Origin of the sequence: Gilliamella sp. ESL0232, from assembly GCF_013346885.1 — a bacterium.
In the GTDB taxonomy this organism is placed as follows: Bacteria; Pseudomonadota; Gammaproteobacteria; order Enterobacterales; family Orbaceae; genus Gilliamella; species Gilliamella bombi.
The window spans coordinates 110565-127396 of sequence record NZ_JAAEDW010000006.1 but is presented as its reverse complement, the minus strand read 5'-3'; the positions used below and the strand labels follow the sequence as shown (position 1 = coordinate 127396).

Below are 16832 nucleotides of genomic sequence, written 5' to 3'. Positions count from 1 at the left end.
AATGAGCTTTGCTATAAAATCAATTAATTAAGCTACTTTGCTTGGATAAAGTGCTAAAATTTGGCTGATATCTGATTCAGTTAATAAGCTATTTTCATAACTAAGAATCAGATTAACCACCTTTTGAGCATCTTCCTTATTGGCTAGGTAATAGCGATAGTGTGAGCCTATTCCGTCGGTATTAGGTTCATCCATGCGCTTTAATGTGATGCCTAACTTTCTTTCTAGTTCTGAGCAGTAATTTCTACCGCTAGAAAGCCTACAGGTGCGCAATATCTCATTTTCGGTAATACCATTGTCACCAGTACACGCAATTAATAGGTAAGCTCTCGGCTTTTTGGGTAGCTTTTTATAATCAGATTGGCTATGATTGGAAGCGTCAAGATTCCAATGCAAGCCCTCGATTATTTCGCGATATAGAGGGTTTCCAATTTGCATAAATTACCCCCTTGCCGCTTTTTTTGATTCAATCCAGCTATTAACTTCTTGACTAGATAAAAAAACTTTTCGACCCAATAATTTTATTGGTTTAGGTGCGGTTTTGTCATTCTTGAGCATTTGATAATATGAGGATGTGCTTTTATAACCAATTAAGGCAATAAAATCTTTTAACGGGATAAGACTATCTTTGTTATTTAAAATTTTTTCCATGTAAAAATCTCTTTTTAAATTACTAATTAAAAAGAATTAAACAATGATAGAGGATGAAAGGAGCTAACATAGGTTGATTAATAAACGAACAGTTAGTTAATATTGGCATTGACTACTTTTGGTAGATAAGACAATATATAACTGAAGTTGTTAAACAATTTGTTACATTTTTATCCGTATCATGTTTAATTTCTTTACTCAAGGGGAGTTGGTTCTCCGTCGCCAAACTTAGAAACCATACCCCCTTAAAACTATCAACTTAGATACTCCTCATTAATAGCTTTTCAATTAACTACCTGTATAAATAACTAGGTAATCAATTTAACTAGTATTTTATCAAAGTATTTTGAAAAATAAAGCACAGTAAATAATAAATATCAAAAATAAGGCGCAAAATGAGCGCTCTAAGCCCTTTAAATACAATTTTGGTTGCTATGTATTACTTAACTTTAGTAACGCCGTAAAAATGCTGTCATTTGATTTACGATCTGATTTTAATAAACATTATTTTTAACTTTATGATTTTTAAATAAATTAAATTTCAAGTAATTCAGTTTATGATCGGATTTGTATAATCGCCTTAATTTTGTAATGAATTAGCCAGTGAAAAAATGCTCTTAAAAAATATTTTTCACCCATTGATTCGTTTGCTTGTTTTTTAATCAATTAATATTCAGATTTACTATATATAGTAGTAAATTTTGATAATGTATTACTATATATTGTAAATTTTTACACATAAAATTATTTTAGATATGAAATTATTGAGGCTACTAATCAGGAATTTTTATACACATAGTGATAAGATGATCACCATCTTCTTTGGTAGGCAATATTTTAAATCCGCATTTTTTATATAGTGCTATCAATGAGGGATTATTATTACATTCTAATATAGCAAATCTACCGCCAGCCATAGCGCGGATTTGTTTAATTATTGTGAAAGTTTCTTGTAATATTAACCCAAGATTTATAGGATTATTTTCAACTGCGAAATTTTTACCAATTTGGCCAATCAAATGAACTTTTATTTCTGTAGCGTGCTTATTAAAGCCATCCATACTAGATACTAATGTTTTAGATATTTCAAAATCACTTGATTGTATTGATGTAAATGCTAAAGAAAAATAGGCGAGAATATCAAGATTATCTTCGTTGATAATAAGATAGGTTTTTGATACGTTCCTTTTGCTAAATTCTATTGCTGAATTGCATAAAAAATCTTGTAAATCCTTATTTCTAGGGCAGGAAAAACAACAAAGGAGGCTTTTTATTTCCTCCTCATCATATTTATTTAAAAGCTCATCTAGATTAACCGTGAGCATTTTTTCGGGTTAAAACTGTAGAAAATAATTTTACTGCTTTTTGGGATTCTGCTTTATCGTCTCTATCGCGAGTTTTAATTTTATTTGGTGCTTTATCTAGCTCAATAAGAGTGTCAATGCCACTAGAATCAGCCAAAACAAACGTTTTGCTAAATGATGATGTAGCCATATTACGCCTCCTAAAAAGTACAATTACACAAGTTGTGTAATATTATATAGCTCTATTTTGTTATATCAATATGTATTTAACTGTTTAAAACAGAATATAAATAAATATGAGAAAAACAATAATAAATATTTAATTTTCTTTAAATTAAACTTTATGAAAGAATTTTATAAGCAGTCTTCATTATGAAGATAACTGGCTTTTATGATTAAATTGGTATCCATTTATTAAATGCTTTTCACTGGATACCTGAATGGATACCTATATAAGTACTAGTGATTATATATTAAATGGATTTTTGGGTATTTAAATTCCATATGAAGTGGCTCAATTTGAGCATCTAAAACTTGAGCAGGTAACAAGTTTATGCTCTTTGCTTGTCAGGCGGTTAAATCCTTTGGTTGTGGCGATACTAGCTCTATGCGCATTGGTTTGGATTTGGCTGTAATGCTACTACCCATAGATTGATGATCTAATATCTGTTTTTCAGAATAACCATGATTAGCAAGCATCAATTTAGCAATACTTGCGTTAAACTCGCCTTTTAAGCCTTTATTAATTAACTCGACTTCTTGGCGCGCTTTGATAAGTTCTAACATGTCCTTAAATTCTTCGCTTGAACTCGCATAATTGTATAAACTTGACCTTGAACAGTTAGCATATAAAGCCAGTCCAGCCATAGAGGGAATAACTTCCCCATTTTTGATATAGCCCTGCTTATGCAAATACTCTTGCCCTAGTTTTAACATGTCCTTTATCTTTGATTTTCGCCCTGCCATATTGCCACCTAACTTACTAATAATAAGGCTATTATAATCTAATAAGGCGAATTATTAGATTGCTTTCTAACGTGTCCAAAAATTCACTAAGCCAACCAATAGGAGGGGGGTGTAAATTCCTACGACCCTATACGTTCTAAACCGCCCACTCTCATTCATTTTAACGCTAACCCGATTTTTTTAGTTTTTTTAATGTTACCTTTTCCGTAATCTCCCTGTATGGTGGAAATCACCATAGAGCATTTATTCTTTTCCTCTAATAATAGCCCTGGATCAACCTTAAAATCATCATAACTTAACATTATGATTAATAATTATTTTATTTTAATAAAAAAATAGCGCCATATAAATATATTTATATTTCAATTGGTTAATTACAGGATCAAGATTATTTTTAAATGTGTATAGTAGTGAACAGTAGTGAATACTAGTGAACACCAAAAAATATATATAATAAGTATATAATATATTGATATATATAAATTAATATTAGGTTGGTGAATAGTAGTGAACACTTTATATTAAAAGTTTAAGAATATGGGGGGGTAAGCATAAAAACAGCCTAATGACTGGGTAAGTAAAGGGTGACATTTGAAAAAACACCCCTCAGATATGAGGAGTGGTTATTATGGATAATTGAAGTTTGTAACCCAAATATGGGGCACGGTATGAATAGCGCGATATGGTTAATGATTAACTAGCTTTAAATTGCGGTTACCTGATAGTGAGACATTTCCTTGGCTTGCTTGCTCAACAAAGTCACCCCACCAGTCAAGCATAATACGCTTTTGATGTTCATATTCTGCTTTGTTGTAGGCTCGCCTTACTGCGTTTTTATCTACATGCGATAACGCGCTTTCAATGACATCATAATTAAAGCCTTGTTCGTTTAAAGCGGTACTAGCTAAAGCTCTTAATCCATGCGCAACTAACTTATCTTTGTATCCCATGCGCTTTATTGCCATGTTAGCGGTTTGGCTACTCATTGGCTTGTTATAAGGCGGTCTTGCTGTTGGGAAAACAAACTCACTTTTATGATTAATAGATTTCATTATCTCAAGTATTTTTATTGCTTGCGGTGATAAGGGTATATTGTGAGGTCTATCCATTTTCATGCGTTCGGCAGGAATACTCCATAATTTTTTATCTAGATTAATTTCTTCCCACTTAGCCCCTACGGCTTCACTTGGTCGTGTTAATGTTAATAGCTGCCATTCAATCACGCATCTGGTTTGTAATTCAATCTTTGCCATAGCTAAAGCTTGCATGAACTGCGGTAACTCAGTTGGGGGAATAGTTGGCTGATTTTTTACTTTCGGGCTATTAAATACGTCGGTGATTTTGGCTAGAGGGTTATTATCGATAATTCCCATATTGACAGCATAATACATTATTTCATTAATTCGCCTACAAACTCTTTTTACTGTTTCGTATTTATTATTGTTATTTAATGGCTGTAATGCGTTAATCGCTTTGATAGCTGTTACTTGGTTTATTGGAATATCTTTTATATAAGGGAAAACATGATTTTCTAATGAACGCCAAGCCTTTTTGAGCGTTTGTTCTTCTAAACCTTGTTCTGTTTTGAATTTGAACCATTTCTCAGCCATAGCGTAAAAGGTATTATTACAAGCTTCTTGCTTACGTTGTTTTTGTTCCGCTTTGTGATATTGTGGATCTATCCCTTGCTTTATTAATTCTCGCGCTTCATCTCGTTGTTTTCGCGCTTGTTGTAGCGATGTTTCTGGGTATTTACCGAAAGATAATAATGTCTCTTTATGTGATATTGGCTTTTTATATTTAAATCGCCATAATTTAACCCCTGTCGATTTAACTAACAAAAAAAGACCTCCACCATCAAAATACTTTTTATCCTTACTAGTGGCTTTTAATGCTTTTATTTGTGTGTCAGTTAAGGGAGTAGTTTTTACAGCCATTTTTCACCTTTGGGGGTACGCAATAATAGGGTATTTAATTATACCCCCAAATATACCCCCATTATTTTTGGTTGTAAATGTACCTTACTGATACTTAATGGGCAATAAAATAGACTTTGAGGCTTGTTATTACTGGACTTGGTGTGCTTTTTTGGGTTTAAAAGAATGTTACTGTTTATTGATTTGGTGCCGTGGGCGGGACTTGAACCCGCATGCTCTTAGAGCACTACCCCCTCAAGATAGCGTGTCTACCAATTTCACCACCACGGCGCCGTTGTTATTCAGGTATATCTGAAGTTGAATTTTGCTGTACAGGTTGAGTAATTGGAGCTGTTGCAGGTGTGGTATTACCTTCATTCAGCTGTGTTGTTACTGGTACAGTATCTTCAATATTCTCAAATTCGCTAGATGAAGCTATTCGTGGTTTGCTACCTAAATTTGAAAGTAAAATGCTTATTACAAAAAACAAAATACCTAATAAAGTGGTAGCGCGAGTTAAAAAATTCCCACTACCTGAAGAGCCAAATAAAGTTGCGGATGCACCAGCGCCAAATGATGAACCCATGTCAGCACCTTTACCTCGTTGTATTAAAACTAACGCAACTATTATAACCGCGATAATTAAATAGCTTATAATTAAAAATTCGTACATTTCAACCTGTCAATTTATATGTTATACAACAGAATTTATTGATGCGAGATATTAGCGAAAGATAGTCCAACAAGCAAGTAAAATTTAAGATATGATTGATATATTTTAAGCATTTATACTTTTCAGGTAGTAAAAATACTTATTTTATCTGTAGATGATGTATTATTGTGTATTCACTAATTTTATTTCAAGCAATAAATTAAAACAGTCATTAGATATATTTATCATAATCAATTGTGAGTTTTTGAGTAAAACAAGTATAATGATGCATTTTTATAATAGTTCGCATTGATTTTATGAAATTTATTGTTAAGCTCTTTCCCGAAATTACCATCAAAAGTGATTCTGTTCGTTTACGATTTATTAAAATACTAACAAGTAACATTCGTAATATTTTAAAGCATCATATTGAAGATGTTGCAGTTATTCGTCATTGGGATTTTATTGAAGTTCGTCCAAAAGTTGAAAATAGTGAAGCTAAGATACTTGAATTATTAATGCGAATCCCTGGTATACATCATATTCTTGCTGTCGATGAAATCACTTTTGTTGATATGCATGATATTTTTGAAAAAGCATTAGATTATTATGCTCCATTAATTGAAAACAAAACGTTTTGTGTACGCGTTAAGCGTCGAGGTAAACATGAATTTACTTCAATTGATGTTGAACGTTATGTTGGTGGTGGGCTTAATCAACATGTGTCTTCGGCTAAGGTTAAATTAACTCATCCAGAAATCACCGTTCATCTTGAAATCGACAAAGAAAAGTTACTGCTGGTAAAAGGTCGACATGCTGGCATTGGCGGTTTTCCAACTGGTACACAAGAAGATGTTCTTTCGCTCATATCGGGTGGTTTTGATTCTGGTGTATCAAGTTATATGCTAATGCGACGCGGAAGCCGAGTGCATTATTGTTTCTTTAATCTTGGTGGAAAAACTCACGAAATTGGAGTTAAACAAATGGCGCATTACCTATGGGAGAGTTTTGGTAGCTCACATAAAGTGCGTTTTATTGCTATTGACTTTTCGGATGTTGTTGGTGAGATTCTTGAAAAAATTGATGATGGGCAAATGGGCGTTATCTTAAAGCGGATGATGATTCGTGCGGCATCAAAAATTGCGCAACGTTATAAAGTGGAAGCTCTCGTTACTGGAGAAGCATTGGGGCAAGTATCAAGCCAAACACTTACCAATTTACGTTTAATTGATAATGCTAGTGATACATTAATTTTACGTCCTTTAATCACACACGATAAAGAAACCATTATCAATATTGCGCGTCAAATTGGTACTGAAGATATAGCAAAAACAATGCCAGAATTTTGTGGCGTAATATCTAAAAACCCAACAGTTAAAGCCGTGAAAGAAAAAATTGAAGCAGAGGAAATGAATTTTAATTTCACGATTTTGGATAAAGCAGTTGCCGAGGCTGAAAATATTGATATTCGTGAGATAGCAAAACAAACTGATACAAAAATTGCTCATGTTGAAACTGTCACAACTTTGAGTACCGATCACGTGGTTATTGATATTCGATCTTCAGAAGATCAGGAAGATAATCCACTTATATTAAGCGATATTGAAGTTAAGCATATTCCATTTTATAAGTTAGCAACGCAATTTGGGAATTTGGATCAATCGAAGCAATATTTACTATATTGCGATCGTGGAGTCATGAGTAAATTACAAGCGCTTTATTTAATTGACCAAGGCTATAATAATGTAAAAATATTTTCTATATAAAAATTAACAATAATTTACTATATTGTTCGTGATTTTTACATATATAGTAAATTTTTGGATAAAACTATATTTGGTATAAAAATTAATATCAAGAATGAATGAAATAAAGAGGATTGTAATGAGCAGTAAATTACTTGTAGTTGATGATGATCCAGAAATTACTTTATTATTACGAGAACTTCTTGAGTTAGAAGGATTTCTTGTTGAAATAGCGAATAATGGTATTCAGGCTTTAGAAAAGTTTGATAGTACGATAGATCTTATTTTACTTGATATTATGATGCCTGAAATGAATGGACTTAAATTCTTATCTCAACTTAGAGGTAAATTTACGGTACCTGTTATTTTTTTAACGGCTAAAGATAATGAATATGATAAAGTGATTGGACTTGAGCTTGGTGCTGATGACTACATTCTAAAACCATTTAATGATAGAGAGCTTATTGCCCGAATCAATGCACTTTTGCGTAGAGCGCATTGGGATAATGTAGCAAACGATGAAACTGAACAACCAATTAAATATACAATTGATAAACTTAATGTAAATCGAAAACAGGGTTCTGCTTTTTTTGATAACAAGTATATAGATTTAACGGGTACTGAGTTTCAAGTGTTGCTTACCTTTCTAGAAAATTCGGGAAAGATAATCACACGCGAAAAACTAAGCGAATTTGTTTTGGGTAAAAATTTAGCTCCACTTGCTCGCTCAATTGATGTACATGTATCTAGATTACGGAAAAAACTACCGCCTAGAAGTGATGGTTTACCATGGATTAAAACATTACGTTCAAAAGGTTACTTATTTGTAATTGATCGAAATGACGATTTGTTATATGAATAACTTTATAATGAAGATCAGATAATATGATATGTGGCTTTTTGATAAACTAACAATAAGAATTTTCACAATATTTTTATTAACCATAGCTTTTTTTCTAATGTTAATAATGGTTTTGCCGAGTCTTGATGCTCGAAACCTAACCTACTTAGCAAACAAAGATAAACAAGCTGGTAATATGCTTGCGCATCAAATTGAAAATGATCTTATTAATGTACCAAAAGATAGTTTTCGGTGGTGGATGCGTTTTATTGTTGTTATGGATAGTTATCAAAAACCAGGTCAATTTTTATTTATTGTTACCCCTAATGAACAAATCATTACAGCTGAAACAAAAAATATTGATTTAATCAAAAACTTTAGTGAAAAATCCCATGATGTCAAAGATCCTGCAAAAAAAATTTATGATTCTCAAGAAATTATAGGACCTTTTCTCATTCATTATGCTAATGCTGAATATCAATTATATATCCTACAACAAACTACAGATATTCAATCTCAATTAGTCAACTTTATATTTGATCATCCTTTTTTACTATTAACTTTAACCATGCTGGCAAGTTCTCCTTTTTTACTATGGCTATCTTGGAGTATTGCAAAACCTGCTCGAGGGCTAAAAAAAGCAGCTGATCAGGTTGCGAAAGGGAATTTACAAGAGTGGCCTGAGCTAGAACAAATAGGATCATCTGAATATAAAGCTACTGGTGCTAGTTTTAACCATATGCTAAGAGAGCTTAAACGAATGCAAGAAGTACAGCAACGTTTGTTTTCAGATATTTCTCATGAATTGCGCACTCCTTTGACTCGTTTGCAGCTTGCTACATCGCTATTGCGACGCAAACAAGGTGAAAGCAGTGAAGTTATACGTATTAATAATGAAGCAATAAAATTAGATTCTATGATTGGTGACTTATTGTCATTGGCAAGGCAACAATATGACAATAATGAAATTCGTGAAGTTAATAAAATTAATATTCTATTTAAACAGGTGCTTGATAATGCCACTTTTGAAGCAGAACAAATAGGTAAAACGTTGGTCGTTACAAATTTTCCAACTAACCATACTATATTATGCTATCCAATTGCTTTGTGTAGCGCACTTGAAAACGTTATACGCAACGCATTTCGCTATTCAAATAAACAGATCGATATTAATTTTGTAGCACAACAACAAAAGCTAACAATTACAATTGATGATGATGGTCCAGGAGTTGCTGAAAGTGAACTAGAACAAATTTTTAGACCTTTTTATCGTACAAGTGAAGCTCGAGATCGTGAATCTGGCGGAACTGGATTAGGGCTCGCTATTGTAGCTAATGCCATCATACGCGATCACGGTACTGTAAAAGCAGAAAAAAGTCATCTTGGTGGACTTAGAATTGTGATAATATTGCCAATTCATAAACATCAATAAATAATAAATGAGAAAAGTTGTGTCAAATTCAGCCTTAAACATCGTTTTATTTGAACCCGAAATTCCTGCTAATACTGGAAATATTATCCGTCTTTGTGCTAACACTGGTTTCAATTTACATATTATTGAGCCTATGGGCTTTTTCTGGGATGACAAAAAGTTAAGGCGAGCCGGGCTTGATTATCAAGAATTTGTTGATGTAAAACGCTATAAAAATCTCAACCATTTTTTAGATGCCAATCAAATATACCTATCAACACAAGTTTATGCTTTAACCACAAAAGGACAAAAGCCACACAGTGAAGTCGATTACCAGCAAAATGACTTCTTAATGTTTGGACCAGAAACCCGAGGCTTACCAAAAAACATACTTGATGCACTACCACAAGAGAAAAAGATCCGCATTCCCATGCTCGCCACTAGCCGTAGTATGAATTTATCTAATTCTGTTGCCGTTGTGGTTTATGAATCATGGCGTCAGTTAAATTATATGGGTGCAAAATAAATTTTAGTCTTACTCAGTTGTTGGATAAATACCGACGTTGGGAAAAAAGCAATATTCAAACCTTTCGGTGCGGTTAAAATAATTATTTTTTTATAAAAACCTTTTATATAGTTCATTTATTTTATTAATGCTTTTTGCTCTTAATTTAAGTCAAATAGTTATGTTTTTTAGAATTAGACTTAGGAGCGGACGTTTTGGCCTTTTCGGTGCAGTTTATCGGCTAATCCCCTAAATTGGAAGTAGCTATTGTAGCTATTCTACCCACTAATAGATAAAATGTTTGAAACCTCACCGATCCCCAAAATTTTCTATTACCATTTGATTCACAAAAAAATTCAATAAAATCAATAACCAACCTGAACGATTTTAGAGAAAAAAACATTCCTACAACACCGCATGTCAATATACCTATCTTTAAATCTTAATTTTTTATTCTTTCGATTGTTACATTATTAACTTTTATAAGTTTACCTGCTTGTTTTACCAAATTACGGCATCTATACAAATACAATCACGTAAACTACATTCTAATTTACCGCTATTATTAATCTATGCACTTATGCTATATCCAAAATTAAAACTACCGAACTTATCAAGATTCTATACATTTAATTTTGGCTTTTATCGGTTCGCCTAAATTAAAAAAATAACTGCCTTTGAATTGATTTATATGTAGTGATCCTCACAAAAAAAAGCAGAAGTTACCGCTATGACATAAATACAAATCATAGCGGGACAAATATCATAGGCAAAAAATTTAGCATCAAATTCAAACCAATATTCAGAAAATCTGTTTACCCAAAAAAATCGTTCAACACCAATAATAGCAAAACAAAAATTGATTATTATCTTGAAATTTGTTGTACTATTTCACTCATAGCAACAGCCATTGCAGTTAAGCTTCTGGCTGCTCGTTTTCAAGAGTGACATCTGGGTCGTTGTATACTGTCATATCCATAAGACCAATTTCTTTATCGGTTGCGACAGCGGCTGTCATAGCGCCAGATACATTAGCTAAAGTTCTTGCCATATCAATAATTGGATCAACAGCTAAAACCATACCAATTAATGGGAAGTATTCGGCCATGCCCATACCTGATAAAACAACGGTTGCGGCAACTGTTGCCGTGCCAGGAATTCCAGCTATACCAATTGAACCAATAACCACTACAATGACAAGCATAATATAAAATTGGATATTAGTATCAATACCAACCATATGAGCTACCATAACAGCAAGTAAAGCAGGAAAGAAACCGGCACATCCATTCATTCCCATGGTACTACCTAGAGAGCCAACTAAATTTGCGGTACCTGTATTAACACCCATTCGGACGGTTAGTGTTGAAATAGTCATTGGTAATGAACCGACAGAGGAGCGACTTGTAAAGGCTAATAACCATGTTCCTAGCGCTTTTTTTATAAACATGATTGGTGAAATACCATGAATCACAATAATGGCAACATGTACAATCAACATAATCAATGTGGCGATGTAGATCGCTGCAACAAAACTTGAAACCTGAATAATTGCGGGTATTCCGTTAGAAATGATGGTGCGAGCAAGTAAAGCAATTACTGCATAAGGCATGTATTTTATGACTGTCATCGCAATCGACATGATGATCTTATAAAGTGCTTCGATAAACGTTTTAAATAGGGCAATTGGTTGTGAGTTTTTCTTTTCCATTCTGTTGGCGGCAATCCCCATTAAGGCAGAGAAAATGACCAATCCAACAATATTTTCGTTTACCATTGATGCAATAATATTGCTTGGAATTAGATTTATAAAGGTATCAATAATATTAGTGTATTGTTTTGCCTGAGCTTGATGTACAGAACTTGAGCTTATTTCACCTAATGCAAATAGATTAGCTAACAAAATACCAACAATACAGGCAATTGCTGTTGTAAACAGTAACCAAAAAATTCCTCTGAATGCGATTTGGGGTAGATTTTTTTTACCAGAGAAATCGATAATTACTTTAACAATAGATACAAATATGAGTGGTATCACTAACATTCGGATAAAAGCGATAAATGCTCGACCAAATAGTCCATACCAAGTTGCGGTTTCTTGCATCCAGATTGTTGATGTGTCTGGAAATCCTGCTACAGCTTGAATACTTAAACCAAGCACGGCACCAAGTATTAACCCAACTAACATACGTATTGAAAAATTAACCTTTTGCTTTTGTAATGGCCTCATTACTGCAAAAAAACAGATGAGCAGTAACCCAATACCAATTAATGTCTGGTAATGAGTAATAGATAAGAACTTTTCAAAAAAGACTCCTTGAAAAATGGCATCTGGCATATTTAATCCTCACCCTTTAATAATAAATTTAATTATCTAGTAAAATATTTATTGATAGGTTTATTAATATCTATCTTATTTTGCAATTGAGCCTGCAATATTTAAAATATCCCACGGTCTGGAAAATGGCGGTGCATAAAGAAAATCCATCATGGCTAATTCATCAATTTTCAAATTCGTCCATATTGCGGTTGCAAGAGTGTTGACCCTTAATGCCGCACCTTGCCCTCCAGCTATTTGACCACCTAAAATCACTCGAGTGTCGGCATGATAGATAAGTTTTGCTGTTACACTTGTTTGACCAGCAACATAGTTGCTGTGATTTTTATCTTTAACTATGACAGTTTTATAAGGAATTCCAGATTTTTGGGCTTCGCTTTCAGTTAAACCTGTTCGTCCTGCTTCAATATCAAAGACTTTTAAGGCTGAGGTGCCAATAGTGCCAGGATATTCACAATTTCCGCCACCTAAATTTTCGCCTACAATTTTGCCTAGTTTGTTCGCCCCTGTAGCAAGTGGAATATATACCATTGAATGACTAACTCTATGGTGAAGGGCAACACAATCTCCAGCAGCATAAATATCTGCCATATTAGTTTGTCCAAAGCTGTTGGTGATTATGGCACCATTTGCAAGTGTCTTAATACCAAGGTTTTTATAGATATCATTGTTTGGCTTAACACCAGTTGCAATAATAACAACATCGGCTGGATATCGTGATTTATCAGTAATTACATGTGTGACGTTGTGCGATCCTTCAAAGCCAAGTACTCGCTCTTGCAAATGTAGATCACAATGTTGTTTAATATTTTCTTCAATTAGTTCAGTGATTTGCCTATCAAATGCATCGATAAGAATTCTGTCATCCAATTGAATCAATTTGACGTTTTTTTGTAAAGCAACAAGCGATTCAGCTATTTCAAGCCCAATATATCCAGCACCTATAACAATCAAATTTTTGATATTTGAGTTGGATAATGTCTGTTTGATAGCTAACCCGTCATGCAGGTTGCGTAATGTGAAGATATTTTTTAGTTGGCTATTTTCAAAAGGGGGAATGATGGGACTTGCACCAACTGCAAGTAGTAACTTGTCATAGCTATCATCAAAGCAATTGCCAGTATTGAGATCTTTAACAGTTAATTTTTTTTGATTAGTATCAATAGCAATGACTTCATGTAAAGTTTTTATTTCAATATCATCTTTTTGAAATTGCTCAGGCGTTCGGGATATCATTTCGTTGGCGTCAGTAAAGTGGTTACCAATAAAATAAGGTAAACCGCAAGCACCAAACGAAACAATATCTGATTTTTCATAAATACGGATGGTTGCCTCAGGGTTCATTCTTTTAGCCTTTGCAGCAGCACTTGCGCCTGCAGCTTGAGCGCCAATGATGATTATTTTCACTTAATTTTCTCCTCAGTGCTCAAATACTGAATTATAAAATAATGCCTTATCATACGCCATAGATTACTTAGGCGATAGATAATTAGCATTAATATTCGTTAATTTAAAATTTCATTCGTTTAAAAATCAACAATTACACTATTTAGTGTAATTTTTAAGTCGTATCATTTTTGTCAAAAAGTTTCAGGTAACTATGTGTTTCAGTATAAATTATTAAGTATAGGTGGCTGAGTTTGGTTGATTAATGCCATGATTAAATTAATTTGTAAGTCTGTGTCATTTAATGTGGGAATATAATAAAATGATTTTCCACCTGCATTTAAAAAGATTTCTCGATTTTCTTCGTCAATTTCGTAAATAGTTTCAATACAATCTACCGAAAATCCGGGACAGATGACGTGCACATTGTTAACACCACTTTTTGCTAATGTTTGTAGTGTATCGCTGGTACTTGGCGTAACCCATTTACCTTTTCCAAATTTAGATTGATAAGCCATTTGAATTGGTATATTTATGTTATTTGTTCGGCATTTTTCGATTATTAACTGTGTGGTTATTTCACAACGTTGAATATAATCATCTTTTCGTTTGTAAATATAACGCTCTGGAATACCATGATAAGATAGTATAAGCACTTCAGGCTCACCTTGGCATTGAAATGCTTGCTTAATTTGTAAATAAAGTGCATTGATATAACTTGGATGATCGGCATAATCACGAATATAGTCAATACTATTTATGATTTTGTCGGTTGCTATAACTTGTTTAAGTTTATCAAGTACAGCGAGTGTTGTGGTCGTTGAGTATTGTGGGAAAAGTGGCAATACCGTAATTTTTGAACATGATTGAAGCTTGTTCAATGCAGATTGAATATTGGGTTCACCATAGGTCATGGCTAATTCACATTGAATATTTGGTAAGTGGAGTTGTAATTTATCACATAATAATTGGCTGTAATGAAGTAAAGGTGATGAGCCATCTATCCAAATTTTTTGATAATGATGGATAATATAAGGCACTCGTTTAGGTATTACAAGGTACTTTAAAATCGGATACCAAAACAGTTTCGGTAAATCAACGACATGGCGATCGAGTAAGAACTCGGTTAAGTACCGTTTTATTGAATCTGGTGTTGCCGCGTTTGGTGTACCTAGATTAATCAGCAATAACCCTTGTTTTTTATTCACAAGTAATCCTTATTTTGAGCAAAGATAATAGTTGATAATGTTAAAAAGCCTATGTAGTGCGCCTTGATTTTGTTTTAATACTTGATACGCTTGTTCGCCAATTTGTTGACTACGCGTTTTATTTTCTAAAAGCCCATTAATCGCTGAATAAAGGGAATCGGCTGTGCTAGCACAAATGATCATGCCGTCAGCTGAAATAAGTTGCTCACAAATCACTTTAAAATTGAAAAAATGTTCGCCACTAATGATTGGGATGTGGTGAAGTGCGGGTTCTAATGGATTATGCCCTCCATGTTTCACTAAACTGCCACCAACGAAGGCGATATCGGCAATACCATAAAGTTCTATTAATTCTCCCATCGTATCACCCAAAATGACTTGGGTTTGTTTAGCAGGAATTTGACCGCTACTGCGGTTTATATAATTTAATCCGCAATCATTAATTAATTTTTCGACGGTTTTAAAGCGTTCAGGGTGGCGGGGAACAACGATTAATAACAAATCGGGGTATGTTTGTAATAATCGTTCAAAGGCAGACAAGATGATTTCATCTTCACCACTATGTGTACTTGCAGCAATAAAAACAGGGCGGTTTACTTGCCACTGTTGTTTTAGCGTTGCAATTTTTTGCTGCTGTTGAGCTGTTAAATCAATATCAAATTTAATACTGCCGGTTATGGCTAAATGATCACTCGGCAAACCAAGTGACACAAAACGCTCTCCGTCTTGCTTATTTTGTGCGGCAACGGTGCTGATTTTTGATAGTAAATGGCTAATCGCGCGTCCTAGTTTGCGATATCGGTTAGCTGATCGTTCTGATAATCTAGCGTTGGCAAGAATCAGTGGAATATTTCGTTTGTAACATTGACCAATAAAATTAGGCCAAAGCTCAGTTTCCATAATGATCACTAATTTGGGCTTAACCGTATTTAAAAAACGATTTATCGCGCAGGGCAAATCATAAGGTAAATATACATGGCTGACGCTATCACCAAGTAATGACTTAACTTGCTCTGAGCCTGTTGGCGTCATGGTGGTAACTGTGATAGGTAAACTAGGATACTGTTGTTTAAGTGCTTTGATTAGTGGGATGGCTGCTATCGTTTCACCCACCGATACGGCATGCACTAAAATACCGTTAGATTTAACTTTATTTTTGCAAAAACCATAGCGTTCAAGCCAACGCTTTCGATAAGCTGGTGCTTTACGACTACGCCAAAGCAGTCTTAGCCAAACCAATGGTTGAATCAAATACAATAAAAAAGTATATAAAATTTGCATACTAATTATAAGTTGGTTAGATCAAAAAAGTGTTCACGGTAATAAACAAGTTCAGCAATTGAGTCACGAATATCATCAAGAGCTTGATGAGAACTCTGTTTGCTAATCCCTTTTAGTATTTCAGGTTTCCAACGTTTAGCTAATTCTTTAATTGTGCTGACATCTAAATAGCGATAATGAAAATAACTTTCTAAATTAGGCATATAGTTAAATAAAAAACGACGATCTTGCCCAATAGTATTACCACAAATTGGAGAGCTGTTTTCTGGTACCCATTGTTTTAAAAATTCGATGGTTTGTTGTTCGGCCTGTTGTTCACTAATAGTACTTTTGCGAACACGCTCAATAAGTCCTGATTTGCCATGGGTGTTTTGGTTCCACTCATCCATTAATGCTAATTGCTCATCAGATTGATGAACTGCAATCACAGGTCCTTCAGCAAGAATATTTAAGTTAGAATCGGTAACAATGGTTGCGATCTCAATAATGCGATCAGTTATTGGATTGAGTCCAGTCATTTCAAGATCTATCCAAATAAGATTGTTAATATTAATTTGAGATTGTTTGTTCATAATTTGCTATAGAGATTTTCTTTTTGATACTGAGTAGTGTAGCATAACTGACAATC

The 16832-nt window shown here is 33.7% G+C and carries 16 protein-coding genes and 1 tRNA gene; 4 read left to right on the top strand and 13 right to left on the bottom strand.

All coding sequences use genetic code 11. The features are described from left to right. Positions 1-27: 27 nt before the first annotated feature. The 8 genes from GYW75_RS07910 to secG all read right to left on the bottom strand — a co-directional run bounded on the left by GYW75_RS07910 (position 28) and on the right by secG (position 5510). The gene (locus tag GYW75_RS07910; protein ID WP_174798952.1) at positions 28-438 is read right to left on the bottom strand and encodes a hypothetical protein; all 411 of its coding nucleotides are present in this window, start codon (positions 436-438) and stop codon (positions 28-30) included. A gap of 3 nt (positions 439-441) precedes the next feature. Then, positions 442-651, bottom strand: coding sequence for a helix-turn-helix transcriptional regulator (locus GYW75_RS07905; protein ID WP_065627088.1), 210 nt, complete (start codon positions 649-651; stop codon positions 442-444). A 773-nt stretch (positions 652-1424) separates the two neighbouring features. After that, positions 1425-1976 (bottom strand): acetyltransferase, encoded by a 552-nt coding sequence (locus GYW75_RS07900; protein WP_194240447.1) that lies wholly within the window; start codon positions 1974-1976, stop codon positions 1425-1427. Further along, on the bottom strand, positions 1963-2145 hold the full coding sequence (locus GYW75_RS07895; RefSeq protein ID WP_085166037.1) for a hypothetical protein: 183 nt from the start codon (positions 2143-2145) through the stop codon (positions 1963-1965). The genes GYW75_RS07900 and GYW75_RS07895 overlap by 14 nt, the downstream gene beginning before the upstream one ends. A gap of 377 nt (positions 2146-2522) precedes the next feature. Beyond that, the gene (locus tag GYW75_RS07890) at positions 2523-2921 is read right to left on the bottom strand and encodes a terminase small subunit (RefSeq protein ID WP_174798951.1); all 399 of its coding nucleotides are present in this window, start codon (positions 2919-2921) and stop codon (positions 2523-2525) included. 686 nt (positions 2922-3607) lie between these two features. Next, positions 3608-4858, bottom strand: a complete 1251-nt coding sequence (locus GYW75_RS07885; RefSeq protein ID WP_174798950.1) for an integrase domain-containing protein — start codon at positions 4856-4858, stop codon at positions 3608-3610. 184 nt (positions 4859-5042) lie between these two features. Further along, positions 5043-5128: transfer RNA gene (locus tag GYW75_RS07880), tRNA-Leu, on the bottom strand. A gap of 7 nt (positions 5129-5135) precedes the next feature. Continuing rightward, positions 5136-5510, bottom strand: a complete 375-nt coding sequence (gene secG, locus GYW75_RS07875) for a preprotein translocase subunit SecG (RefSeq protein WP_174798949.1) — start codon at positions 5508-5510, stop codon at positions 5136-5138. Between the two features lie 296 nt (positions 5511-5806). On the opposite strand from secG, the gene thiI reads away from it, so the two are divergent. The 4 genes from thiI to trmL all read left to right on the top strand — a co-directional run bounded on the left by thiI (position 5807) and on the right by trmL (position 10012). Further along, positions 5807-7255, top strand: a complete 1449-nt coding sequence (thiI, locus tag GYW75_RS07870) for a tRNA uracil 4-sulfurtransferase ThiI (protein WP_174798948.1) — start codon at positions 5807-5809, stop codon at positions 7253-7255. A 118-nt stretch (positions 7256-7373) separates the two neighbouring features. Next, positions 7374-8096, top strand: a complete 723-nt coding sequence (locus GYW75_RS07865) for a response regulator (RefSeq protein WP_143422135.1) — start codon at positions 7374-7376, stop codon at positions 8094-8096. 28 nt (positions 8097-8124) lie between these two features. Next, positions 8125-9507, top strand: a complete 1383-nt coding sequence (gene cpxA / locus GYW75_RS07860) for an envelope stress sensor histidine kinase CpxA (protein WP_174798947.1) — start codon at positions 8125-8127, stop codon at positions 9505-9507. Between the two features lie 19 nt (positions 9508-9526). After that, complete coding sequence (gene trmL, locus GYW75_RS07855) at positions 9527-10012, top strand: tRNA (uridine(34)/cytosine(34)/5-carboxymethylaminomethyluridine(34)-2'-O)-methyltransferase TrmL (protein WP_238552642.1); 486 nt, start codon at positions 9527-9529, stop codon at positions 10010-10012. 895 nt (positions 10013-10907) lie between these two features. On the opposite strand, the gene GYW75_RS07850 is transcribed toward trmL, so the two are convergent. The 5 genes from GYW75_RS07850 to orn form a co-directional block, all read right to left on the bottom strand. Next, the gene (locus GYW75_RS07850; RefSeq protein WP_174798946.1) at positions 10908-12329 is read right to left on the bottom strand and encodes a cation:dicarboxylate symporter family transporter; all 1422 of its coding nucleotides are present in this window, start codon (positions 12327-12329) and stop codon (positions 10908-10910) included. Between the two features lie 75 nt (positions 12330-12404). Next, entirely contained in the window at positions 12405-13736 is a 1332-nt protein-coding gene (locus GYW75_RS07845; protein ID WP_174798945.1) for a CoA-disulfide reductase, read from the bottom strand. Positions 13737-13936: 200 nt separating this feature from the next. Then, positions 13937-14923, bottom strand: a complete 987-nt coding sequence (gene hemH, locus GYW75_RS07840; RefSeq protein ID WP_174798944.1) for a ferrochelatase — start codon at positions 14921-14923, stop codon at positions 13937-13939. A gap of 9 nt (positions 14924-14932) precedes the next feature. After that, positions 14933-16204, bottom strand: coding sequence for a lipid IV(A) 3-deoxy-D-manno-octulosonic acid transferase (gene waaA, locus GYW75_RS07835; RefSeq protein ID WP_174798943.1), 1272 nt, complete (start codon positions 16202-16204; stop codon positions 14933-14935). Positions 16205-16209: 5 nt separating this feature from the next. Beyond that, a complete protein-coding gene (gene orn / locus GYW75_RS07830; protein WP_174798942.1) occupies positions 16210-16776 on the bottom strand; it encodes an oligoribonuclease in 567 nt (188 codons plus the stop codon). Positions 16777-16832 lie beyond the last annotated feature (56 nt).

Bases quoted from the DNA above. Each gene is read 5' to 3' on its own strand.
- GYW75_RS07890 (WP_174798951.1), bottom strand. From the start codon at position 2,921: ATGGCAGGGCGAAAATCAAAGATAAAGGACATGTTAAAACTAGGGCAA.
- GYW75_RS07895 (WP_085166037.1), bottom strand. From the start codon at position 2,145: ATGGCTACATCATCATTTAGCAAAACGTTTGTTTTGGCTGATTCTAGT.
- GYW75_RS07910 (WP_174798952.1), bottom strand. From the start codon at position 438: ATGCAAATTGGAAACCCTCTATATCGCGAAATAATCGAGGGCTTGCAT.
- GYW75_RS07865 (WP_143422135.1), top strand. From the start codon at position 7,374: ATGAGCAGTAAATTACTTGTAGTTGATGATGATCCAGAAATTACTTTA.
- thiI (WP_174798948.1), top strand. From the start codon at position 5,807: ATGAAATTTATTGTTAAGCTCTTTCCCGAAATTACCATCAAAAGTGAT.
- secG (WP_174798949.1), bottom strand. From the start codon at position 5,510: ATGTACGAATTTTTAATTATAAGCTATTTAATTATCGCGGTTATAATA.
- GYW75_RS07905 (WP_065627088.1), bottom strand. From the start codon at position 651: ATGGAAAAAATTTTAAATAACAAAGATAGTCTTATCCCGTTAAAAGAT.
- GYW75_RS07850 (WP_174798946.1), bottom strand. From the start codon at position 12,329: ATGCCAGATGCCATTTTTCAAGGAGTCTTTTTTGAAAAGTTCTTATCT.
- GYW75_RS07885 (WP_174798950.1), bottom strand. From the start codon at position 4,858: ATGGCTGTAAAAACTACTCCCTTAACTGACACACAAATAAAAGCATTA.
- GYW75_RS07900 (WP_194240447.1), bottom strand. From the start codon at position 1,976: ATGCTCACGGTTAATCTAGATGAGCTTTTAAATAAATATGATGAGGAG.
- cpxA (WP_174798947.1), top strand. From the start codon at position 8,125: ATGTGGCTTTTTGATAAACTAACAATAAGAATTTTCACAATATTTTTA.
- orn (WP_174798942.1), bottom strand. From the start codon at position 16,776: ATGAACAAACAATCTCAAATTAATATTAACAATCTTATTTGGATAGAT.
- waaA (WP_174798943.1), bottom strand. From the start codon at position 16,204: ATGCAAATTTTATATACTTTTTTATTGTATTTGATTCAACCATTGGTT.